The organism is Mesorhizobium sp. L-2-11 (genome assembly GCF_016756595.1).
Classification (GTDB): domain Bacteria; phylum Pseudomonadota; class Alphaproteobacteria; order Rhizobiales; family Rhizobiaceae; genus Mesorhizobium.
In genome coordinates, this window is the sequence record NZ_AP023257.1 from 2,977,145 (window position 1) to 2,999,214 (window position 22,070).

18 protein-coding genes, 1 other RNA gene and 1 pseudogene are annotated in these 22,070 nt (G+C 63.5%); 16 read left to right on the plus strand and 4 right to left on the minus strand.

Going from position 1 to position 22,070, the window contains the following annotated elements; translation table 11 throughout:
- Positions 1–5: 5 nt before the first annotated feature.
- The 3 genes from JG739_RS14250 to JG739_RS14260 all read right to left on the minus strand — a co-directional run bounded on the left by JG739_RS14250 (position 6) and on the right by JG739_RS14260 (position 5,915).
- A complete protein-coding gene (locus tag JG739_RS14250; RefSeq protein ID WP_202366997.1) occupies positions 6–671 on the minus strand; it encodes a class I SAM-dependent methyltransferase in 666 nt (221 codons plus the stop codon).
- The gene (locus JG739_RS14255; protein ID WP_244749897.1) at positions 668–1,915 is read right to left on the minus strand and encodes a DUF3419 family protein; all 1,248 of its coding nucleotides are present in this window, start codon (positions 1,913–1,915) and stop codon (positions 668–670) included. The genes JG739_RS14250 and JG739_RS14255 overlap by 4 nt, the downstream gene beginning before the upstream one ends.
- Before the next feature lie 82 nt (positions 1,916–1,997).
- Positions 1,998–5,915, minus strand: coding sequence for a hydantoinase B/oxoprolinase family protein (locus JG739_RS14260; RefSeq protein WP_202366998.1), 3,918 nt, complete (start codon positions 5,913–5,915; stop codon positions 1,998–2,000).
- Positions 5,916–6,115: 200 nt separating this feature from the next.
- Here JG739_RS14260 and JG739_RS14265 point away from each other — a divergent pair, with 200 nt between their 5' ends.
- The 7 genes and pseudogenes from JG739_RS14265 to JG739_RS14295 form a co-directional block, all read left to right on the plus strand.
- Entirely contained in the window at positions 6,116–6,313 is a 198-nt protein-coding gene (locus JG739_RS14265; RefSeq protein WP_202366999.1) for a hypothetical protein, read from the plus strand.
- A 308-nt stretch (positions 6,314–6,621) separates the two neighbouring features.
- Positions 6,622–7,341: a J domain-containing protein gene (locus JG739_RS14270; protein ID WP_202367000.1), complete on the plus strand. Its 720-nt coding sequence runs from the start codon at positions 6,622–6,624 to the stop codon at positions 7,339–7,341.
- The gene (locus tag JG739_RS14275) at positions 7,338–8,099 is read left to right on the plus strand and encodes an N-acetylmuramoyl-L-alanine amidase (RefSeq protein WP_202367001.1); all 762 of its coding nucleotides are present in this window, start codon (positions 7,338–7,340) and stop codon (positions 8,097–8,099) included. The genes JG739_RS14270 and JG739_RS14275 overlap by 4 nt, the downstream gene beginning before the upstream one ends.
- Before the next feature lie 182 nt (positions 8,100–8,281).
- Positions 8,282–9,109: a lytic transglycosylase domain-containing protein gene (locus JG739_RS14280; RefSeq protein ID WP_202367002.1), complete on the plus strand. Its 828-nt coding sequence runs from the start codon at positions 8,282–8,284 to the stop codon at positions 9,107–9,109.
- A gap of 59 nt (positions 9,110–9,168) precedes the next feature.
- Positions 9,169–9,566, plus strand: an RNA gene (rnpB, locus tag JG739_RS14285) — RNase P RNA component class A.
- 184 nt (positions 9,567–9,750) lie between these two features.
- Complete coding sequence (locus JG739_RS14290) at positions 9,751–10,026, plus strand: type II toxin-antitoxin system ParD family antitoxin (protein WP_202367466.1); 276 nt, start codon at positions 9,751–9,753, stop codon at positions 10,024–10,026.
- Positions 10,023–10,238, plus strand: a pseudogene (locus JG739_RS14295) (type II toxin-antitoxin system RelE/ParE family toxin); the annotation flags it as partial. The gene JG739_RS14290 and the pseudogene JG739_RS14295, both read left to right, overlap by 4 nt.
- Positions 10,239–10,333: 95 nt before the next feature.
- Here the strand turns inward: JG739_RS14295 and JG739_RS14300 are convergent.
- On the minus strand, positions 10,334–11,449 hold the full coding sequence (locus JG739_RS14300) for a cystathionine gamma-lyase (RefSeq protein WP_202367003.1): 1,116 nt from the start codon (positions 11,447–11,449) through the stop codon (positions 10,334–10,336).
- A gap of 404 nt (positions 11,450–11,853) precedes the next feature.
- Between JG739_RS14300 and mraZ the strand changes: the two genes are divergently transcribed.
- The 9 genes from mraZ to ftsW are packed head-to-tail and all read left to right on the plus strand — an operon-like array spanning position 11,854 to position 22,070.
- On the plus strand, positions 11,854–12,312 hold the full coding sequence (gene mraZ, locus JG739_RS14305) for a division/cell wall cluster transcriptional repressor MraZ (RefSeq protein WP_023798730.1): 459 nt from the start codon (positions 11,854–11,856) through the stop codon (positions 12,310–12,312).
- On the plus strand, positions 12,309–13,355 hold the full coding sequence (gene rsmH, locus JG739_RS14310; protein ID WP_202367004.1) for a 16S rRNA (cytosine(1402)-N(4))-methyltransferase RsmH: 1,047 nt from the start codon (positions 12,309–12,311) through the stop codon (positions 13,353–13,355). Before mraZ ends, rsmH begins: the two co-directional genes overlap by 4 nt.
- 4 nt (positions 13,356–13,359) lie before the next feature.
- Positions 13,360–13,737 (plus strand): cell division protein FtsL, encoded by a 378-nt coding sequence (gene ftsL / locus JG739_RS14315; protein ID WP_202367005.1) that lies wholly within the window; start codon positions 13,360–13,362, stop codon positions 13,735–13,737.
- Positions 13,734–15,461 carry a peptidoglycan D,D-transpeptidase FtsI family protein gene (locus JG739_RS14320; protein WP_202367006.1) on the plus strand — a complete coding sequence of 576 codons (1,728 nt, stop codon included), beginning with the start codon at positions 13,734–13,736 and terminating at the stop codon, positions 15,459–15,461. Before ftsL ends, JG739_RS14320 begins: the two co-directional genes overlap by 4 nt.
- Positions 15,462–15,515: 54 nt before the next feature.
- Entirely contained in the window at positions 15,516–16,970 is a 1,455-nt protein-coding gene (locus JG739_RS14325; RefSeq protein WP_202367007.1) for a UDP-N-acetylmuramoyl-L-alanyl-D-glutamate--2,6-diaminopimelate ligase, read from the plus strand.
- Complete coding sequence (locus tag JG739_RS14330; RefSeq protein WP_202367008.1) at positions 16,967–18,400, plus strand: UDP-N-acetylmuramoylalanyl-D-glutamyl-2,6-diaminopimelate--D-alanyl-D-alanine ligase; 1,434 nt, start codon at positions 16,967–16,969, stop codon at positions 18,398–18,400. The genes JG739_RS14325 and JG739_RS14330 overlap by 4 nt, the downstream gene beginning before the upstream one ends.
- Before the next feature lie 24 nt (positions 18,401–18,424).
- A complete protein-coding gene (mraY, locus tag JG739_RS14335) occupies positions 18,425–19,507 on the plus strand; it encodes a phospho-N-acetylmuramoyl-pentapeptide-transferase (RefSeq protein ID WP_202367009.1) in 1,083 nt (360 codons plus the stop codon).
- A gap of 8 nt (positions 19,508–19,515) precedes the next feature.
- Entirely contained in the window at positions 19,516–20,919 is a 1,404-nt protein-coding gene (murD, locus tag JG739_RS14340) for a UDP-N-acetylmuramoyl-L-alanine--D-glutamate ligase (protein ID WP_202367010.1), read from the plus strand.
- On the plus strand, positions 20,919–22,070 hold the full coding sequence (ftsW, locus tag JG739_RS14345) for a putative lipid II flippase FtsW (RefSeq protein WP_202367011.1): 1,152 nt from the start codon (positions 20,919–20,921) through the stop codon (positions 22,068–22,070). The genes murD and ftsW overlap by 1 nt, the downstream gene beginning before the upstream one ends.

A 22,070-nucleotide genomic window follows, 5' to 3' on the forward strand; every position in this document is an offset into this window, starting at 1 on the left:
AAGAATTAGATGGCTGTCTTGATCACAGCCAGCCAGGTGTAACCGCGATAAAGCGTTCTAAACCGAAGGGTTGCGACGGCTCTTGCAGATTCCGATTGCAGGACGTCCCGCAGGGCCTCACGCGGCTCGACGTGGAATTTTCTCAGCCAGCCGCGCAGCAACGTGCGGAACCAGCGGGGCAGGGCCTCCTGCTGGCCGAAATCGACGACGTGCAGCGAACCGCCGGGTGACAGGGCTGCAAGTGCCGCGGATATGGTCTTCTCCCAGCCGGGGATCATCGACAGCGAATACGAGACAAAAATGCGGTCGAAACTTTCGACGGAAAATAGCGCCTTCGCATCGAAATCAGTGGCGTCGCCGCGCGCCAGCTTGACCCGGCCGGAAAGACCTTCGCGGGCAATGGCAGCAGTGGCCGTTTCCAGCATTTCGGCTGAAATATCGAGACCGAAGAAGCGGGCGTCGGGATAAAGGCGAGCGGCGAGGACGATGTTGCGGCCGGTGCCGCAGCCAAGCTCGAGCACGGAGCCGCGCGCCGGCACTTCCAGCCCTGATATCAACCGGTCGCGGCCGAGCAGGTAATATTTGCGGGTCAGGTCGTAGATGTGGCGCTGCCAGCGGTAGACGCCGTCCATCAGTTCGCCGTGCCTGGCCGGCAGTTCGGTCGCGCTCATGCGGCTTGCTTCACATAAAGGTGGAAGCCGCCATAGATGGCCGAACGGTCGCGGGCCGAGAGCGCGCGGGAGAGCTGATCAGCATAGCTCCACTGGTCGAGCAGCGACTTCGAGACCCGGCCGGGCAACAGGCTGGGTTCGGCGGCGGTGCGGAAGATGACGCGAGCATCGGTCGACGCGGTGCGGGTGATCTCGGCCCACAGCGCATTGAGCTGGTCGTCGGTCATCCAGTCCTGCGCGTCGAGCAGGACGAAGCGGTCGACCGAACCGGCATCCTTGCCGGCAAGGAATTCGATGAGATTGGCATGATGGATGGCGACGCGGTCGACATTGTTGCGGATCGCCTGGTAGTTGCGTTTTTCGAGATAGGCAGGCAGCGCCGCCTCGCCGGGATTAGGGTAGCGGCGGGCAAAAGCCTGCCAGGCGAAATAGTTGTTCTCTAGCGGAAAGTCGCAGGCGAGCTTTTCCAGCCGGGCCTTCAGCACGCTGGCCATGGTGCCGTCGCCCGAGGTGATCAGCGAATCGTACTGCGCCGGCGGGATGCCGAGGCCAAACAACGATGCTTTTCGCGAGGTCGCCCATTTCAGCAGCGGCTTTTCAAAGACCGGCGCCAGTTCCTCGTCGAAGAAGCGGCGCTGGTCGGCGAGGTTTTTGGCTTGCATGATGCCGGCCGGATCGACACCGAAGAACTTGGCGGTACGGTGGCCCATGGCGATGAACAGGCCGAGCAGGCCGGTCTGGTAGAAATTGCGGTCGAAGACGGCGATGCGGCGACGCCGACGCCAGTTGCGATGTTCCCAGTAATGGCGGCTGACCGGGTCGAGATGCGGCGCGATGAAGCGGTCGTAGGCTTGCGAATTGTGACGGGTCTCGGCAGCGCCGAAGAAACGGAACAGGTCGCCCTGCGACGGCAGATGGCGCACCGCTTCGAGCTTCATGCGGTTCAGCGCGATATGGGCGGCGTTGAGATCGACGGCGTCGATCCGTTCGGGTGACCGGGTGAGATAGGCAAGGATGTTACAGCCGCCCGAGGCGATGGTGACGACGCGGTGGCCCTGGCCAAGCTGCATCGCCTCCATGTCGACGTCGGGGTCTTCCCAGATCTGCGGATAGACGAGGCCGGAAAACAGCAAGGCGAAGAGCCGTTCGGAGAGGCCGGCTTTGGACAGCGGGCGGTTCTGGTAGACGGCCTTGCCAACTTGCTTGCCGCGACGAAAAACCAGTTCTCCGGAAACATCCGTCATGACAAGGCGATTCCCCGTTTGCTCTGGCGCAAGCGGGTAGCGCAGGTGGATGACAGGCCGGTGACAGTCTGTTGAGGCGAGTTCAGGACTTGCCGAATCCGCCCGGCGTCGGCGTCGTGACGATGACGGCTTCGCCGGCCTCGAGCAGCGTCTGGTCGCAAGCCTTCAGGACTTCGATGCGGCCATCCTTGCGACGGATCTTGGTCGAGCCGACCTCGCCATCGCCGCCGCCGTCCAGGCCTTGTGGCGGGCGGTTGCGATGTGAGGACAGGATCGCGCATTCCATCTTTTCGAGGAAACGGATGGTGCGCTCGGTGCCGTCGCCGGCATTCCATTTGCCCTTGCCGCCGGAGCCTTCGCGGATGTGGAAATCCTCGAGCAGGACGGGGAAACGCAGTTCCAGCACTTCCGGGTCGGTCAGGCGCGAATTGGTCATGTGGGTGTGGACGCCGGAGGTGCCTGCAAAGCCGCGACCGTTGTTCATCCGGCCTGCCGGCGAGCCGGAGCAGATCGTCTCGTAATACTGGTACTTTTTGTTGCCGAAGGTGAGGTTGTTCATCGTGCCTTGCGCATTGGCCATGGCGCCCATGGCGCCGAACAGCGCATTGGTGACATGCTGCGAGGTTTCGACATTGCCGGCGACGACCGCGGCCGGGTAGGTCGGCTTCAGCATGCAACCCTCGGGAATGATAATGTTGATTGGTCTCAGACAGCCGGCATTCATCGGGATCATGTCCTCGACCATGACGCGGAAGGCATAGAGCACGGCTGCGCGGGCGACCGGCTCGGGGGCGTTAAAATTGTTCTTCATGACCGGCGATGTGCCGGTGAAGTCGACGGTCGCCTCACGCTTTTGCCGGTCGACCGATATCTTCACCTTGATGATTTGGCCGGTGTCGGTCGGATACTCGTATGCGGAGCTGTCGGGCAACCGCTCCAGCACGCGGCGCACGCTTTCGGCGGCATTGTCCTGGACATGGCCCATATAGGCCTCGACCACGTCAAGGCCGAAATGCGCGACCATCTCGCGCAGCTCGGCAACGCCCTTTTCATTGGCGGCAATCTGCGCCTTGAGGTCGGCGATGTTCTGGTGCGGATTGCGTGCCGGGTAGGGGTGGTCGGTGAGCAGCGTCTCCAGCTCCTTCTCGCGGAACCGGCCGCGATCGACGATGCGGAAATTGTCGAACAGCACGCCTTCCTCATCGACGGTGGTGGCGAGCGGCGTCATCGAGCCGGGCGCAGTGCCGCCGATATCGGCATGATGGCCACGCGAAGCGACGTAGAAGAGGATCTTTGGCGATTGGCCGATCTCCCCCCTTGTGGGGGAGATGCCCGGCAGGGCAGAGGGGGGCAACGTCGAGCGCTCAGCTTCGCGATATGCCGCCTCGCCAATTGGAGGCGTTGGCGGGACAGCGCCCCCCTCTGTCGGCTTCGCCGACATCTCCCCCACAGGGGGGGAGATTGGGCGCTCTTCCTCAAAAACCGGCGTCACCACGGTGATGTCAGGCAGATGCGTGCCACCATTATAAGGCGCATTCAGTGCGAAGACGTCGCCGGGGTGAATGTCGCCGGAATTGAGCCGGATGATGGTTTCCACGGAACGGTCCATGGAGCCGAGATGCACCGGCATATGCGGCGCGTTGGCGACCAGCGCGCCATTGCGGTCGAAGACGGCACAGGAGAAATCCAGCCGTTCCTTGATGTTGACCGAATAGGCGGTGTTTTGCAGCGTCACGCCCATCTGTTCGGCGATCGACATGAACAGGTTGTTGAACACCTCCAGCATGACCGGATCGGCCTCGGTGCCGAGCGCCGCCTGGCGGCGCTTTTTCTCGATGCGCCGCAGGAGCACGTGGTTCTTGGCGGTGATTTCGGCCTGCCAGCCCGGCTCGACGACGATGGTCTGGTTCGGTTCGATGACCAGGGCAGGGCCGGCAAGCTTGTGCCCCGGTTCGAGCGCCTCGCGGTGGAAAATGCCGGCGTCTCGCCAGGTGCCGTCGATGAAGACTTTTCGACTCTGCGAAGGGCTTGCGGTGATGTCCTCAGGGATTGAATCACATTCCTCGCGGCCGGCGCCGCCGGTGTCGATGCCTTCGACGCCGACCGATTCCACGATCATCGGCTTGCCGTCATAGACGAAGCCGAACTGCGCCTTGTGGGCGGCTTCGAAATCCGCCTTGGCGCGTGCGATCGAGCCGCGCTCGAAATTCACCGGCAGCGCGGTGTCGGTGCCGTCGTAGCGGACCTGCAGCACCGGTTTGGAGGCGACGGCGTCCTCGGCAATGCCTTGCGCGGCAAGCTCGTCGATGACGGCTTTGCGCAACGTCGCGATGAGCTCGTCGATTGCCGGCCTGGACACTTCCGCCAGCGGTTTCAGCAGCGCCTTCTGGCGCGACGAAAAAATCGAGGACAATCCAAGGCCGTAGGCCGACAGCAGGCCGGAGAAGGGATGGATCAGCACTGCCTCCATGCCAAGTGCGTCGGCAACGAGGCAGGCGTGCTGGCCGCCAGCGCCGCCAAAACAATTCAGGAGATACTCGGTGACGTCGTAGCCGCGCTGCACGGAAATCTTCTTGATGGCGTTGGCCATGTTTTCGACGGCGATGGTGACGAACCCTTCGGCCACAGCCTCCGGCGTGCGGCCGTCGCCGATTTCGGCGGCGAGCGCTGCGAATCTCTCGCGCACGGTTTGCACGTCGAGCGGCTCGTCCTGGCCGGGTCCAAAAATGGCCGGGAAGAAGTCGGGCTGCAGCTTGCCCAGCATGACATTGGCGTCGGTGACGGCCAGCGGGCCGCGGCGCCGGTAGGCGGCCGGGCCGGGATTAGCGCCGGCCGAATCCGGCCCGGCGCGAAAACGGCCGGCCTCGTAATGCAGGATCGAGCCGCCGCCGGCGGCGACGGTGTGAATGCGCATCATCGGCGCGCGGATGCGCACGCCGGCAACCTCGGTGTCGAAGGCGCGCTCATAGTCGCCGTCATAATGGGCGACGTCGGTCGAGGTGCCTCCCATGTCGAAGCCGATGACCTTGTCGAAACCGGCGAGCTTTGCTGTCTCGACCATGCCGACGACGCCGCCGGCCGGACCGGACAGCAACGCGTCCTTGCCCTGGAACATATCGGCGGCGGTAAGGCCGCCGGACGACATCATGAACATGAGGCGGGGGGATTCCCTCCGCCTTGAGGGGAGGGTGGCGGCGAAGCCGCCGGGTGGGGTCGGCTCGACTGGGTTCGACGCACTGGCGGTGCCTTCTGAGATGACCCCCTCTGTCGGCTTCGCCGACATCTCCCCCTCGAGGGGGGAGAGGACGCCCAGCTCTTGCGCCACCCTGTGCACATAGCGCGACAGAATCGGCGACAAATAAGCGTCGACCACGGTGGTGTCGCCGCGGCCGACCAACTTGATGAGCGGCGAGACCTCATGACTGACCGAGATCTGCGAAAACCCCAGTTTCCTGCAGACTTTTGCAACCGCCTTTTCGTGGTCGGGATACTTCCACGCATGCATGAACACGATCGCCACCGCGTCGATGCCGTCGGCCCTGGCCTGTTCGATGGCCGGGCGCATCGCCGCGATGTCGAGCAGCCTTTCGACGCTGCCGTCGGCGCGCACGCGCTCGTCGACCTCGACGATACGCTCGTTGAGCTGTTCGGGAAGGATGATCTGCTTGGCGAAAATATCGGGCCGCGCCTGATAGGCGATCCTCAGCGCGTCGCGAAATCCCCTGGTGATGAGCAGCAGCACACGGTCGCCCTTGCGCTCCAGAAGCGCGTTGGTGGCAACGGTGGTGCCCATCTTGACGTCGCCGATCAGGCCGGATGGGATCGGCGCGCCAGATTTTAGTCCGAGCAGATCGCGAATCCCCTGGATGGCGGCGTCGGCATAGGCTTCGGGATTTTCCGATAGCAGCTTGCGCGGGTGCAGCCCGCCTTGCGGGTCCCGGCCGATGACATCGGTGAAGGTGCCGCCGCGGTCGATCCAGAAATCCCATTTGGCGGTCACGGCAGCTCTCCCAGGCATTTTATTGATTCAAATGTGCTAATTCGCCATGGCTTGGTGTTAATTCGCCATGGCTTGGCCGGCAACGCAAAAGCAGATGATGTTACATACGGAAACGCAACGTTATGAAACCCATGGGGCATTTGGTGCATTCTGTCATCGATCGTCACCGGTAGCGGGGGCGTGATTAGAGGAGAGATGTCATGAAGAAACTCATTCTTGCGTCGGTTTCGGCGCTTGCCCTGCTTGGCGTTGCGGCTTGCAGCGACAGCGGCACGGGCGGGGACGCCACCACCACGCAGAGCACCAATCCGCCGGCGAACGAACAGCCGATGCAGCCGGCTCCTGACGCGACGAAGCCGGCCGAGCCGGCTCCGGCACAGCCTGCGCCAGCGCAGTAATTTTATGTGATGAACAGAAGGCCGGCATTGTGTCGGCCTTCTGACGTCAGGACAGTCTTCTTGCGGCCGCCGCCGCAAGCTCGGTTTCGCCTGTCACTTTTTGGTCCAGCAGAAGGGGCCGAAATGGCGAGGTGACGAAGGCTTGCAGTTTCGCGCGCCAGGGCCGTCGCTGCCTGCTGATTTCCATGATCGACGGTTGTGCCAGCTGCTCAGTGGCCGCGACATCGGCTGGGCCGGCCCTGCGGCATTGTCTTCGCCCGATAGCTGTGGGGTTGATAGCAGTGGCCAGTTAGCCCTAATAGGTGCCCATGTCGATTTGGGATCGCCTCGGCGACTTCATCACCCGCGTTTCGTCCTCAACCTCGTCCGGCGTCGCCGACGTGGTCGAGGCTGTGCGCACGGTTTTCTCCGGCGACCCCGACCTGCGCCGGCGCGTCGCCTTCTCGGTGGCGATGATCGCGCTGTCGGCCAAGATGGCCAAGGCCGACGGCATCGTCACTCAGGACGAGGTGCGCGCCTTCCAGCAGATATTCGAAGTGCCGAAGGAGCAGACGCGCAATGTGGCGCGGCTCTACGATTTGGCCAAGCGCGACATTGCCGGCTTTGAGACCTATGCCGCGCGCATGGCGCAGCTTTGCGGCTCAGGTCATCCGAACTGCAAGATGCTGGAGGATATTCTCGACGGGCTGTTCCATATCGCCAAGGCCGACGGGCTGGTCCACGAGCGCGAAGGCCAGTTCCTGCATCGCATCGCCGAGATCTTCCGGATCGAGGAGGCGCACTACCAGAGCATTCTGGCCCGGCACGTCGATCTGGGTGCGGCCGATCCCTATGTCGTGCTTGGCATCGAGCGGGGAAAAACCTTCGAGGAGGTCAGGAAGCGTTACCGCAAGCTGGTTTCGGACAACCATCCCGACCGGCTGATCGCACGCGGCCTGCCGCAGGAATTCATCAAGATCGCAACCAGCAGGATCGCGGCGATCAACGCGGCCTATGAGATGATCGAACGGGGCCTGCGGCACGCATGAGCGGCTTCCTGCCCGACGAGCCGAGCGCCGAGGTAAGGGTATCGCCGAATTTCGGTCCACGACGCGAGACGGTCGACATGATCGTGCTGCACTACACCGGCATGGAGACCGGCGCCGGCGCCGAAGCCTGGCTGTGCGATCCAGCCAGCGAGGTTTCGTCGCACTACCTCGTCCATGAGGACGGCCGCATCGTCCAGATGGTCAGGGAAAGCGACCGTGCCTGGCATGCCGGCAAGAGTTCCTGGTTCGGACGCAGCGACATCAACTCCTGTTCGGTCGGCATCGAGATCGTCAATCCGGGACATTCGCTGGGCTATCGGAATTTTCCGAAACGACAGATCGATGCCGTGATCGGCCTGTGCAAGGGGATTGTTCAGCGCCATTCCATCCCAGCTCAACGGGTGCTCGCCCATTCCGACGTGGCGCCGGGACGCAAGATCGATCCGGGCGAGAGATTCCCCTGGAGGGCCCTGTTCGAGGCCGGCGTCGGCCATTTCGTCGAAGCAGCACCCCTCAGGCGCGGCGCGGCGCTGAAGGCCGGCGACGCGTCTGCCGAGGTCGAGGCGTTGCAGTCGATGCTGGCGCTCTACGGTTATGGCGTGGAGATATCGGGCGCATTCGATCGGCAAACCGAAATCGTGGTCGAGGCTTTCCAGAGGCATTTCCGGCAACGCAAAGTGGATGGCGTGGCCGACGGATCGACAATTCGCACGCTGGAACGGCTGCTTGGCTCCGTGAGGGCCATTCCGTCCAAGTAGTCTTTTCCTGGCTGTAGGTTACAGCCTGTCACTTAAAGTGACTTGCCCCGCCTTTTTTGCCGCCAAATCGGCCGTCAAAGGCGATCCGTGCAAGTTGTCGGACATACAGCCTCCCAAATGTTCCGATGTTGATTGGCGTAGCTGCGTGAAGTTCTTCGCGCGGTTCAACAGAACAGGATCCCATGCAGAAATTGACCTTTTTAACGGCAGCTATTGCTGCCGGCGTAATGACTGTTGCCATCGGTGCGGCCAATGGCGCGCCTTTGAGCCAGCGAGCTGACCAGGGTTTTATTACCGCGTCCGACAAGACTGCCACGCCGAAAGCCGGCCAAGATGCCGGGGAAAAAAGGACGGCCCCCGCAAAGGCGAAAAAGGCTGCTGCGGTGAAGGCGAAAAAGCCAGCACCCGCAAAGGCGGAGAAGGTAAATGTGAAAAGGCCAATCTCGGCAAAGAAGCCAGTCCTTGCAAAGAAAGCAGTCTCTGCAAAGAAGCCAGTCGTTGCAAAGAAGGCAGTCTCCAGGCGACATGTGAAGCGCAACAGGACCCGCATCGACCAGGCGACGACGGCGTCGATAGGCAGGAAAAGCCGGGCGGCGGCGCCGAAGCCGGCGGCCGCTGGCGGTAGCGACCAGTATTCGACGATCATTGAGCGTCATGCGGCCAGCAATGGTGTGCCGGTCTCGCTCGCCAAGGCCGTCATCATGATCGAGAGCAGGTTTCAGCCGAACCAGGTCGGCCGCGCCGGCGAGATCGGCCTGATGCAGATCAAGCCGTCGACGGCGCGGATGATGGGTTACAGCGGCTCGATCAAGGGTCTCCACGATCCTGAGACCAACATCAAATACGGCATGAAATATCTCGCCATGGCGCAGAACCTCGGCGGCGGCACGACTTGCGGCACGATCCTGAAGTACAATGCCGGCCATGGCGCCAAGCGGATGAACCCGATCTCCGCGGCCTATTGCGGCAAGGTCAAAGTGCAGTTGGCCGCGCTTGGAGCGCCGGCGTAATAGACCGGGACCTGCTTTTTTGTTTGCGTTTTCGAATGTGAATCCCTTTATACGCCTTGCCAGCTGGCCGGGCGGCCGCACCCGCGAAGCCGAAAGGCTGCGGGTGAGGAAAGTCCGGGCTCCATGGAGACACGGTGCCGGTTAATGGCCGGCGGGGGCGACCCTAGGGAAAGTGCCACAGAAAGCAAACCGCCACGATCCGTCGTGGTAAGGGTGAAAGGGTGGGGTAAGAGCCCACCGCGCGACTGGCAACAGGAGCGGCACGGTAAACCCCACCGGGAGCAAGACCGAATAGGGGCGGTGCGAGGGGAAACCCTCGAGGGCTGTTTCCGGCTCACCGCCCGGGTAGGTTGCATGAGACGCATGGCAACATGCGTCCAAGATGAATGGCCGCCACGTTCTCGCGCCGCAAGGGGCGAGGGCCATACAGAACCCGGCTTACAGGCCAGCTGGCAATTTTCGTCCAGATTTCCACAATGAAATTCCCTGATATCAGCAGGTTGCGTCTTCGGGCGCGCTTGCTGGTTCAGGCGCTTCATTGACTGAATCAGCTTCACTGGCTGTACGTGAAGCAAGCGTTTCTTGAAATTGGTGCGATTAAATCGTACCTTCCTGGGCGCGGGCGGTATCAGGAGCGCACCATGGGTCAGGTCGACAAACGCAGCATCACGCTTTCGCCGGAATTGGCGGCGGCGGTCGACGATGTGGTCGCAGCCGGCGAATATGCTTCGGCCAGTGAGGTGATCCGCGACGCGCTCAGGCAATGGAAGGAGCGGCGCGACCTGCACGGCTACACGGTCGAGGAACTGCGCAAGCTGGTGCAGGAGGGGATCGACAGCGGACCGGGACGATTTGCGTCGATCGATGAAATCAAGGCCGAAGCGCGTAGCCGATTGAAATCCGATAACGCGGCATGAATTTGCTGCCAATCATCCGAACTGCAAATGCAGAAGAGGATTTGATCGCGATCTGGCTGCATATTGCGCGAGGCGACGAGGCTGCAGCGGATCGGCTGCTCGACCGGATCGAAGCGCGCTGGCAGCAACTGACGACTTATCCTTTCTCGGGCGCGCCGCGCGAAGACATTGCGCCCGGCATCCGCCATCTGGTGGTCGGCGAATATCTGACCTTGTACCGTGTCAGCGAGGATGCCGTCGAAATCCTGCGGGTGCTGCATGGCCGGCGCAATATCGAGCCGACGATCTGGCCTCGTGATCGACCCGCTCAACCGCCGATGCCGTCCAGCGACGCCTCGATCGCCTGCCAAAGCGCTTCCACCGGCTCGCAGCCGACCGACAGGCGAACAAAGCCGGGCGGCACCGCATCGCCCCAGCGGGCGCGCCGCTCGGCCGAAGAGTGGACGCCGCCGAAGGAGGTCGCCGGCTGGATCAGGGCGCAGGCGCCGATGAACGCTTCGGCCCTGGCTTCACTCCCCAGGTCGAGGCCGACAAGGAAGCCGAAACGTTCCATCTGGGTGGTCGCCAGATTGTGCGATGGGTCATCCTCCAGTCCAGGAAAGCGGACGGATTTCACGGCCCGATGATTTGTCAGGCGTCGGGCGATCAGTTCGGCCGATTTGCACATGCGCTCGAAGCGGACTTCCAGCGTCTCGAGGCCTCGATGGACCAGCCAGGCTTCGAATGGTCCGGGGATGGAGCCCGACAGTTTGCGCCACTCGCGGATGGCGGTGATGATCCCGGCGTCACGGCTGGCGACATGGCCGAACAGCGCGTCGGAATGGCCATTGGGCGCCTTTGTGTCAGCAGCAACGACGATATCGGCGCCGAGGTCGAGCGGGCGCTGACCGTAAGGCGTCATCGTGGTGTTGTCGGCGACGACCAGCGCGCCGGCCTCGTGCGCAAGCCGCGCCACGCCAGCCAGGTCGCAAATGTCCAGCCCGGGATTGGATGGGGTCTCGACGAATACCAGCCGGTAGCCGGCAAAACCGCCGTCCAGAAACGACTTGGTCGGTCGTGTGTCGAACGGGAGGTCGAAAGGTTTGAGGAAGCGCTCGGCAAGCAGGCGCGGCGTGTAGTAGCCATCGGACGGCAACAGGATGCGATCGCCTGCCTTGAGCAGCGCGAAGAAGACCGCCGCGATCGCAGCCATGCCCGACGGGAATGCTACGGACGGCGCGTCCTCGAGGTGGCCGAGCATGTCCTCCACCGCCTCCCATGTCGGATTGTCGTAGCGCCCGTACTGGCTGACGCCGGCCGGGTTGCCGGGCAGATGGAAAGTTGTCGTCATGGTCAGCGGCAGCGAGACCGGATCGCCCTTGGCGAGCTTGACGCCACGCAAATGGGCGAGGGTGGCGGCGCGCGACTTCGCTGTTTCGGACATCGTTTTCGAACCCTGACTTTGAGGAGAAGGATGCGCAGACGCTATGCCGGGTGACACCGGCAGGCAAGCGCCGAACCGCGTCGGAAAACCGCTCTAAACGCTTCGTTAGGCTTAATGGAGCATAAACACGGGAGTGCCGTCAAAGCTGCCCTCATCGGTTGTGGCGCGCGTTTGTGAAGCCTATTCCCGTTGACGCCCATAGTGCCCCATGATATCCCATCCAAATATTCAAGCCTTCGTTCCGCGTCAGGGTGAAGCGTACGCCAATCGGGCAGCCGCGGCGGCTGCGCGTTTGCCTGTTTTCGCCTTTTGGAACGAAGTGAGTTTTGGGCAGGGACCGCGCTGCGGCGGCGCGGGCGGGGCGATGCAGAGGGGTGCGGCGGCGCAAGCGGCCGTAACGCGTAATGGACCGGTTTCTGTCAAGCGCAGTGAACAGGATCGATGCGAAGGGGCGGGTGTCCGTTCCAGCGCATTTCCGTGCGGTCGTGCAGAAGCGCGGTTATTCGGAGCTCTATGCGCTGCGCTGCCTGGACCGTCCGGCGATGGATGTCGGCGGGCTCGACCTGCTCGACCGTTACGAGCAGCGCATCGCGCAGGAAGACCCCTTCCTGCAGACCTCGGACGACATGTCGTTCTTCTGCCATGGCGATGGAACCTTTCTCAAGCTCGATCAGGACGGCCGGATCTCGATGACCGATTTCATCCGCGAGCACACCGGCATTTCCGCGGAAGTGGCTTTTGTCGGCCGCGGCAATTTCTTTCAGATCTGGGAACCTGGACGGCTCACCGCCTATGGGGCGGAAGCACGCGCCCGGCTTTTGCAGCTTCGGCAGGGGACGAAGCCTGGGGAGCGGCCGGAATGATGGCGGGCTACGGCGATGACCCTCACGCCGTTGGCGGACCGGCCCGTCACATTCCGGTCCTCCTTGCCGAAGTGATGGAGGCGCTTTCGCCCAAAACGGGCGAGGTGGTCGTCGACGGCACATTCGGCGCCGGCGGCTACACCCAAGCCATTCTGGCGAGCGGCGCCTCGGTTGTCGCGATCGACCGCGATCCGGATGCGATTGCTGCCGGTCGTGCTATCGAGCAACAATCGGGCGGCAGGCTCCGGCTCGTCCAGGCGCCGTTCTCGACATTGGACGAGCATGTCGAAAGCGCTGACGGCGTCGTGCTCGACATCGGCATCTCCTCCATGCAGATCGATCAGGCCGAGCGCGGTTTTTCGTTCCGTGCCGACGGACCGCTCGATATGCGCATGGCGCAGGCTGGCCTCAGTGCCGCCGATGTCGTCAACTCTTTCAAGGTGGGCGATCTTGCCCGCATCTTCGGGTTTCTTGGCGAAGAGCGCCATGCCGGCCGCATCGCCCGCATGATTGAAAGCCGTCGCCAAAAACATCCGTTCGAGCGCACGCTCGACCTTGCAGACGCCATTGAGACGCATATCGGCCGTGCGCCGAAGGACAAGATCCATCCGGCGACCCGCGTCTTCCAGGCGCTGCGCATTTTCGTCAATGACGAACTCGGCGAACTGGCCAAAGCGCTGTTTGCGGCTGAACGCGTGCTGAAACCGGGCGGGCGGCTGGCCGTGGTGACGTTCCACTCCCTGGAAGACCGCATCGTCAAGCGCTTCATTGCCGATCGCGCCGATGCGGCGACCGGATCGCGGCACCTGCCCGAGGCGCAGGCGCGCAGCGCCACCTTCAAAAAGATCGGCAGCGGCGTGACGCCCGGTGAGGCCGAGATATCGGCCAATCCGCGGGCGCGCTCGGCAAGGCTGCGCGCTGCGATCCGCACCGACGCGCCGCCGCGCGCCGGCGATTTTTCGATTTTCGGGCTTCCAAAACTTCCTGACCCAAAACTTCCCGGCCCAAAACATCCCGGCGTCGAGCGGCCGGGAGAGAGGTGAGCACGTGTTTCGTACCAGCGACATAGTCCTTATCGCCGTCATGGTTTCGGCCGCGGCCTTGACCTTCAAGACCAAGCGCGAGGCCGAGGAACAATTGGCGGCGGTGCACAAGATCCAGGCGCAAATCCGTTACGAGGAGGACACGATCGATCTTCTGAAGGCGGACTGGAGCCTGCTTACCCAGCCGTCGCGTCTGCAAAAGCTGGCCGAGATCTATAAATCGCAACTCGGGCTCGAGCCGGTCAGCGCCCGCCAGATCATCGGACTGGACGATCTGCCGGCAAAACCCCTCACCATCGAGGACCTTTCGTCCGAGCGGCTGGGCGGCATGGCCGACAATTCCGGCAAGGACCCAGTGGTCACCGGAGGCATCGTCCAATGATCGCCAGACTTCCAGTAATCGCCAGTCTGCTGACGCGCCGCGCCAAGTCCGGCGACGACGGATCGATTGTGGTCGAAGGCGCCCGCAAGGCGACCGGCGGCAAGGGCAGGACCCGTGTCGTGATGACGATGGCGGTGTTTTTCGGCATCTATCTGACCATCACCGGGCGGCTGGTCTATCTCGGTTTCCAGAACCCCGACCTGTCCGGCGGTCCGCAGAGCCGGGTGACGGCATCGCGGCCCGACATCGTCGACCGCAATGGCGAAGTTCTGGCGACCGACATCAAGACGGCGTCGCTGTTTGCCGAACCGCGCCGCATTGTCGACGCCGACGAGGCGATCGAAAAACTGGCGACGGTGCTTCCCGAAATCGACTACGAGCAGACCTATCACAAGCTGAAGAGCGGCGCCGGCTTCGTCTGGCTGCAGCGGCAACTGACGCCCAAGCAACAATCGGACATTCTGCAGCTCGGCATTCCCGGCATCGGTTTCCGTACCGAAAAGCGTCGCTTCTATCCGGCCGGCGAAACCTCGTCCTACATCGTCGGCCTCACCAACATCGACAATCAGGGCATCTCCGGCATGGAGAAATACATCGATGAACAGGGGCTGAGCGATCTGCAGGCGTCCGGCCTGGCGGTGGCCAAGGATCTGAAGCCGGTGCAGCTCTCGATCGACCTGCGCGTCCAGCATATCGTGCGTGACGAGGTCGCCACCGGCATGGAAAAATACCGCGCGATCGCGGCGGGCGCCGTCGTTCTCAATGTCAAGACCGGCGAAGTGGTGGCGATGGCCTCGGTTCCGGATTTTGACCCGAACAACCCCTATAATGCGCACGACAAGGACCGCTTGAATCGCATGTCGGCCGGCCTCTACGAGATGGGCTCGACCTTGAAGAGCTTTACCACCGCCATGGCGCTCGATTCCGGCAAAGTGACGCTGGAAAGCCGTTTCGACGCTACGCGCCCGATCAGGATCGGCCGCCAGACCATCCATGATTTTCATGGCAAGTCCCGGGTGCTGTCGGTGCCCGAAGTGTTCATCTATTCGTCCAACATCGGCTCGGCCAAGGAAGCCGAAGCGGTCGGCATCGAGGGGCACCGCGAATTCCTGCATCGCCTGGGCATCCTTGAGAGAATGCAGACGGAACTGCCCGAGGTCGCCCGCCCGACCGAGCCCAAGGTCTGGAAACAGGTCCATTCGATCACCATCGCCTTTGGTCACGGTGTGTCGACGACGCCGCTGCAGACGGCGGTCGGCTGTGCTGCGCTGGTGAACGGCGGCTATTTGATCCAGCCGACATTCCTGAGACGGGCGCAGGAACAGGCGATGTCGGTGGCCAAGAAAGTCGTCAGCGACAAGACCTCCGAGAACATGCGCTATCTCTACGCACTCAATGCCGAGAAAGGCTCAGGCAGGAACGCCAGGGTTCCAGGTTATCGCGTCGGCGGCAAGACGGGAACGGCCGAGAAGGTCGTCAACGGCCGCTACTCAAAGGACAAGAACTTCAACGCCTTCGTCGCGGCCTTCCCGATGGACGATCCGCAATACATCGTGCTTACCATCGCCGACGAACCGAAGCCGGAAAAACCCGGCATGGGTGCGACGGCCGCCTCGAATGCTGGCGTCATGGCTGCAAACATTATCCGACGTTCGGCTTCCATGCTTGGCGTGAAGCCAGATTTCAGCCATGAAAATGGCGCAACGCTGGTTTCCTATCAGTGATTCTGAGGGCGCGCCGGCAACTGCGCGCTATTTTGTTGCTATGAACGGGGTTCGATGAAGCTGAAAGACCTAGCCGGTATCCTGCCTGTCGAGGGGACAGCGTCCTTCGATACGGAGGTTACCGGGATTTCTTCGGATTCCCGCCAGGTAGGACCGGGCGTGGTCTTCTTCGCGCTCGCTGGCATCAAGACCGATGGCGCGGCCTATGCCGCCGATGCCGCCAAGCGCGGCGCCGCAGCGATCGTGGCCGGCAAGGGCAGCGCCGTCGCCGGACTGCCGGTGCCGGTTTTCGCCGTCGACGATCCGCGCCTGGCGCTGGCGCTGAGTGCAGCCCGCTACTTCGGCGGGCAGCCGAAAACCATGGTCGCGGTGACCGGCACCAGCGGCAAGACATCGGTTGCGGCTTTCACCAGGCAGATCTGGGAGCAGTCAGGCTTCGCCGCTGCTTCGATCGGCACAACCGGCGTGGTGGCGCCGCGCCGCAACGAGTATGGCTCGCTGACCACCCCCGACCCGGTCGACCTGCACAGGCTGCTGCGCGAACTGGCGGATGCCGGCGTCACCCACGCATCGATGGAGGCCTCCAGCCATGGTCTCGATCAGCGCCGGCTTGACGGCGTGAAGCTCGCAGCCGGCGGGTTCACCAATCTCGGCCGCGATCACATGGACTATCATCCGACGGTCGAGCACTACCATCGCGCCAAGCTGCGCCTGTTCGACGCGCTGCTGCCGAAGGGCGCACCGGCCGTCATCTTTGCCGACGATCCCTGGTCGGAGCCGACGATCCAGGCGGCAAGAGCCGCGGGACTGGATGTGCTGACGGTCGGCCGCCACGGCGAGTTCCTGACACTGAAGCGGGTCGAGCATGAGCGCCACCGTCAGCGTGCCGAGGTGGAAGTCGATGGCGTTCTCCACGAGGTCGACCTGCCGCTGGCCGGCGATTTCCAGATCGCCAATGCCCTGGTTTCGGCGGGCCTCGCCATTTCTACTGGAACGCCTGCCGCCAAGGCCCTGATGGCGTTGGAGAAATTGAGGGGCGCTCCGGGGCGGCTCGAGCTCGTTGGGACGACATCCCATGGTGCGCCGGTCTATGTCGATTACGCGCACAAGCCGGACGCTCTGGAAAACGTGCTGGCCTCGGTGCGGCCGTTCACCACCGGCCGGGTCGTCGTCGTGTTCGGCTGCGGCGGCGACCGCGATCGCGGCAAGCGTCCGATCATGGGCGAGATCGCCACGCGGCTCGCCGATGTCGTCATCGTCACCGACGACAATCCGCGCTCGGAAATGCCCGAAACGATCCGTGCTGCGATTCTTGCCGCTGCACCTGGCGCCATCGAAATCGGCGATCGGCGCAAGGCGATCCACCAGGCAGTCGCCATGCTCCATGCCGGCGACACGCTGATCGTGGCCGGCAAGGGGCATGAGGAAGGCCAGACCGTCGGCGCCGAGACGCTGCATTTTTCCGACCATGAGGAAGTCCGCGCCGCGCTCCAGGAGCACGCCGCATGAACTTCCTGTGGACCTCAGAGGATCTCGTCGCCGCCATGGGCGGACGCCCGCTCGGTCCGATGCCGGAGGGTATCAGCGGCATCTCGATCGACAGCCGCAGTCTTGAGCCGGGCGATGCTTTCTTCGCGATCAAGGGCGAGGCGATGGACGGCCATGATTTCGCGACCGCCGCCATCAAGGCCGGCGCCGGCGTGCTGGTCGTCGCCGAGGGCAAGCTGCCGTCGCTCGGGCGGCTGACGGCGCCGATGATCGTCGTGGAGGACGTGCTGGCCGCGCTGGAAAAGCTGGGGCGGGCCGCCCGCGCGCGCTCGAATGCCAGGATCATCGCGGTGACCGGTTCGGCGGGCAAGACCAGCACCAAGGAAGCGCTGCGCCATGTGCTGTCCGTGGTCGGCAAGGTGCACGCATCGGCGCAGTCTTTCAACAACCACTGGGGCGTGCCGCTGACGCTGGCGCGGATGCCTGTGGATTGCGACTATGCCGTGTTCGAGATCGGCATGAACCATCCCGACGAGGTTCGGCCGCTGGCCAGGATGGTGCGGCCGCATGTCGCCATCGTCACGCTGATCGCCGCGGCACATCTCGGCTTCTTCCGCAATCTGGACGAGATCGCCAAGGCCAAGGCCGAGATTTTCGAAGGGCTGGAGCCGGACGGCGCCGCCCTTCTCAATCGCGACGACCCGCGCTGGAAGCTTCTGGACAAGATGGCGAGAGCCGCCGGCGTCGAGCACATCTACGGCTTTGGCGAGAACGCTCGTGCGACCTTCAAGCTGCTGAAATGCGCGCTGCATGCCGATCATTCCGTCATCGCTGCCAAGATCGGCGGCCAGGAGATCACCGCCAGGGTAGGCGCGCCGGGCCGCCACATGGTGCAGAATGTGCTGGCGGTGCTGGGCGCCGCGCATCTGGTCGGCGCCGACATCGCCAGGGTGGCGCTGGCGCTGGCCGATCTTTCGGCCGAACGCGGACGCGGCAAGCGCCATGTGCTGCGCCACCCGAAAGGTCCGATCACGCTGATCGACGAGAGCTACAACGCCAATCCGGCGTCGATGAGCGCCGCAATGGCGCTGCTCAACGCGACGCCGGTATCAGGCGAAGGCAGGCGCATCGCGGTGCTCGGCGACATGCTCGAGCTCGGCGACCACTCGGCGAAGCTGCACGCGGCCCTTGCCGATCTCATCGTCGGCACCGAAACGCGCACGGTGTTTCTCGCCGGCCCGCAAATGCGGGCGCTGGCCGACATCCTGCCTGATGAGATCGAGACAGAGTATCGCGCCGGCGCAGAGGATCTGAAACTGGTGCTGCTGTCGGCGCTGAAGCCGGGCGACGTGGTGATGATCAAATCGTCGAAAGGCATCGGGTTTTCCAAACTGGTCGACGCACTGCTCAGCAAATTTCCGGCGGCAGCCGCAACCGCCAAACAGACCTAGAGCCAGGTCCGGAGACCGAATCGCATGTTCACACTGCTCGTCGAATTCGCGGACCAGATCTCGGTCTTCAACGTCTTCCGCTACATAACCTTCCGCACTGGCGGCGCGCTGATCACCGCGGCGCTGATCGTCTTCATCTTCGGCCCGGCCATCATCAATTCACTGAGGCTGCGGCAGGGCAAGGGCCAGCCGATCCGGGCCGACGGGCCGCAGACGCATTTCAAGAAAGCCGGCACGCCGACCATGGGCGGGCTGATGATCCTGTGCGGCATCATCGGCTCGTCGCTGCTGTGGGCGAACCTGTCCAGCATCTATGTCTGGGTGGTGCTGCTGGTGACCCTGGGTTTCGGATCGATCGGGTTCTACGACGATTATCTCAAGGTGACGAAGCAATCGCATCTCGGTTTTTCCGGCAAGGCGCGGCTGGGGCTTGAATTCGTCATCGCCGGCATCGCCGCCTGGGTGATCATGCACAACGGCCAGGCGCCGTTCTCGTCGTCGCTGACCTTCCCCTTCGCCAAGGAGTTCCTCATCAATCTCGGCTGGTTCTTCATCCCGTTCTCATGCTTCGTCATCGTCGGCGCCGGCAACGCGGTGAACCTGACCGATGGCCTCGACGGGCTGGCGATCGTGCCGATCATGATCGCGGCGGCGTCCTTCGGCGTCATCGCCTACCTGTCCGGCAATGCGGTGTTCGCCGAGTATCTGCAGATCCATTTCGTGCCCGGCACCGGTGAATTGGCGGTGGTCCTCGGCGCGGTGATCGGCGCCGGCCTCGGCTTCCTGTGGTTCAACGCACCGCCGGCGGCGATCTTCATGGGCGATACCGGCTCGCTGGCGCTGGGCGGCCTGATCGGCACGGTTGCGGTTGCCACCAAGCACGAGATCGTGCTGGTCATCGTCGGCGGCTTGTTCGTTGTCGAGATCCTGTCGGTCATCATCCAGGTCGGCTACTTCAAGATGACCGGCAAGCGGGTGTTCCTGATGGCGCCGATTCACCATCATTTCGAAAAGCTCGGCTGGACCGAAAGCCAGGTGGTGATCCGCTTCTGGATCATCGCCGTCATCCTGGCGCTGGTCGGCCTGTCCACCCTCAAGCTTCGATAGGAGGCCGCTTGATCCCCGCCGCATCCTTCGCAGGCAAGCGCGTTTCGCTCTTCGGGCTCGGCGGCTCGGGGATCGCTACTGCGCGCGCCTTGATCGAGGGCGGGGCGGAGGTGCTCGCCTGGGACGACAATCCCGGCAGTGTCGCCAATGCCGCGGCCGTCGGTATCGCGACTGGCGACCTGCGTGGCGCCGACTGGGCGAAGTTCTCGGCCTTCGTGCTGTCGCCCGGCGTGCCGCTGACGCATCCGAAGCCGCACTGGACAGTGGAACTGGCGCGCGCTTCAGGCGTCGAGATCATCGGCGACATCGAGCTGTTCTGCCGGCAGCGGACCTTGCTGGCGCCGGCTGCACCCTTCATCGCCATAACCGGCACCAACGGCAAATCGACGACCACGGCGCTGACGGCGCATATCCTGAAATCGGCCGGGCGCGACACGCAGATGGGTGGCAATATCGGCCGCGCGGTGATGACGCTCGATCCGCCGGAACCGGGGCGGCATTATGTCGTGGAATGCTCGTCCTACCAGATAGACCTGGCACCCTCGATCAATCCGACCGCTGGCGTCCTGCTCAACCTGACGCCCGATCATCTCGACCGTCATGGCACGATGCAGCACTACGCCGCGATCAAGGAGCGGCTGGCGGCCGGCAGCGAGACGGCCATCGTCGGTGTCGACGATTCCTGGTGCGCCCAGCTCGCCGACCGGCTGGAACGGGCAGGCCGGCACGTCATCCGCATTTCCAAGCGCCTGCCGCTGACCGACGGCTATTTCGCCGACGGCACCGACCTGATGGAGGCGGTGCACGGACGTTACAGCCGCGTTGCCTTTCTCGAGGGCATCGGCTCGCTGCGCGGCCAGCACAATGCGCAGAATGCGCTGGCCGCTCTCGCCGCCTGCCTCAAGGTCGGGCTCGAGCTGGGCGAGATCCAGTCGGGGCTGGAGAGCTTTCCCGGGCTGGCGCACCGCATGGAGCAGGTCGGCCGCAAGGGCCATGTGCTGTTCATCAACGATTCCAAGGCGACCAATGCCGATGCGGCAGCGCCCGCATTGTCCAGCTTTGCGCGCATTTACTGGATCGCCGGCGGGTTGCCCAAAGAGGGTGGCATCGAGCCGTTGCGCGGCCTCTTTCCGCGCATCGCCAAAGCCTATCTGATCGGCGAGGCCGCACCAGCCTTCTCGGCGACGCTCGGCGAGGCGGTGCCCTACGAGATTTCCGGCACGCTGGCCGCAGCGGTCGAGCATGCCGCAAGCGACGCCGCCACGGACGATGGCAATGGCGAGGTGGTGGTGCTGCTTTCGCCGGCCTGCGCCAGTTTCGACCAGTTCAAGAATTTCGAAGTGCGCGGCGAAGCCTTCAGGCAAGCTGCCAGCACTATTGATGGCGTGAAGCTCATCGGAGGGGCACGATAATGCAAAGCCGTCTCGACAAAAGCCCGGTTGCCACCTGGTGGTGGACGATCGACCGATGGTTCCTGGCTGCGTTCCTGTCGCTGATGGGGCTCGGCATCGTGCTGTCCTTCGCGGCAAGCCCGGCGGTGGCCCAGCGTATCGGCCTGGACAGTTTCCACTTCGCTACAAGGCAGATCATCTTCACCATTCCCGCGCTTGGCGTGATGCTGGCCGTCTCCTTCCTGGAATCGCGGCAGATCAGGCGCATGGCCCTGGCGATGCTGTGCATCATGCTGGTGCTGATGGTGGCGGTGCTCTACATCGGCGTCGAGGTGAAGGGCGCGCGTCGCTGGGTGTCGCTTGCCGGCGTGTCGCTGCAGCCGTCGGAATTCCTCAAGCCTGCCTTCGTCGTCATCTGCGCCTGGCTGTTTGCCGAACACAAGCGCCAGCCCGACATTCCAGGCAATCTGTTCGCCATGCTGCTGCTGGCCCTTGTCATCTCGCTGCTGGTGGCGCAGCCAGATTTCGGCCAGACCATGCTTGTGCTCGGCACCTGGGGGGTGATGTTCTTCATGGCCGGACTGCCATGGCTGTGGATCATCGCGCTGGGCGCTGCCGGCGTCGGCGGCGTGTTTGCCGCCTATGCCGTGTTCCCGCATGTCGCCGGCCGCATCGATCGCTTCATGACCGGCGAGGGCGACACCTTCCAGGTCGACATGGGCCGCGATGCGCTGATCAATGGCGGCTGGTTCGGCGTCGGGCCGGGCGAGGGCACCGTCAAGCGGGTGATACCCGACAGCCATGCCGATTTCGTCTACTCGGTGGCCGGCGAAGAGTTCGGACTGATCATGTGCTTCTTCATCATGACCATCTTCGCTTTCATCGTGCTGCGCGGCCTCGGCACCGCGCTCAAGGAGCAGGACGATTTCACACGCTATGCGGTTGGCGGCCTGGTCACGGTGTTCGGTCTGCAGTCGGTCATCAACATGGCCGTCAATCTGCAGCTGATGCCGGCCAAGGGCATGACCTTGCCGTTCATCTCCTATGGCGGCTCCTCGCAGATCGCCATCGCCATCTCGATGGGCATGGTGCTGGCGCTGACGCGCAAGCGGCCGGAAAAGCGCAAGCAGTTGGGCTTCGCCCCGTCGCGGCGCGCCATGCCGGCGGAGTGA

Bases quoted from the DNA above. Each gene is read 5' to 3' on its own strand.
- JG739_RS14270 (WP_202367000.1), top strand. From the start codon at position 6,622: ATGTCGATTTGGGATCGCCTCGGCGACTTCATCACCCGCGTTTCGTCC.
- rsmH (WP_202367004.1), top strand. From the start codon at position 12,309: ATGATGGCGGGCTACGGCGATGACCCTCACGCCGTTGGCGGACCGGCC.
- JG739_RS14250 (WP_202366997.1), bottom strand. From the start codon at position 671: ATGAGCGCGACCGAACTGCCGGCCAGGCACGGCGAACTGATGGACGGC.
- JG739_RS14275 (WP_202367001.1), top strand. From the start codon at position 7,338: ATGAGCGGCTTCCTGCCCGACGAGCCGAGCGCCGAGGTAAGGGTATCG.
- ftsW (WP_202367011.1), top strand. From the start codon at position 20,919: ATGCAAAGCCGTCTCGACAAAAGCCCGGTTGCCACCTGGTGGTGGACG.
- JG739_RS14265 (WP_202366999.1), top strand. From the start codon at position 6,116: ATGAAGAAACTCATTCTTGCGTCGGTTTCGGCGCTTGCCCTGCTTGGC.
- JG739_RS14325 (WP_202367007.1), top strand. From the start codon at position 15,516: ATGAAGCTGAAAGACCTAGCCGGTATCCTGCCTGTCGAGGGGACAGCG.
- JG739_RS14330 (WP_202367008.1), top strand. From the start codon at position 16,967: ATGAACTTCCTGTGGACCTCAGAGGATCTCGTCGCCGCCATGGGCGGA.
- JG739_RS14280 (WP_202367002.1), top strand. From the start codon at position 8,282: ATGCAGAAATTGACCTTTTTAACGGCAGCTATTGCTGCCGGCGTAATG.
- mraY (WP_202367009.1), top strand. From the start codon at position 18,425: ATGTTCACACTGCTCGTCGAATTCGCGGACCAGATCTCGGTCTTCAAC.
- JG739_RS14290 (WP_202367466.1), top strand. From the start codon at position 9,751: ATGGGTCAGGTCGACAAACGCAGCATCACGCTTTCGCCGGAATTGGCG.
- JG739_RS14255 (WP_244749897.1), bottom strand. From the start codon at position 1,915: ATGACGGATGTTTCCGGAGAACTGGTTTTTCGTCGCGGCAAGCAAGTT.
- mraZ (WP_023798730.1), top strand. From the start codon at position 11,854: ATGGACCGGTTTCTGTCAAGCGCAGTGAACAGGATCGATGCGAAGGGG.
- JG739_RS14300 (WP_202367003.1), bottom strand. From the start codon at position 11,449: ATGTCCGAAACAGCGAAGTCGCGCGCCGCCACCCTCGCCCATTTGCGT.
- JG739_RS14320 (WP_202367006.1), top strand. From the start codon at position 13,734: ATGATCGCCAGACTTCCAGTAATCGCCAGTCTGCTGACGCGCCGCGCC.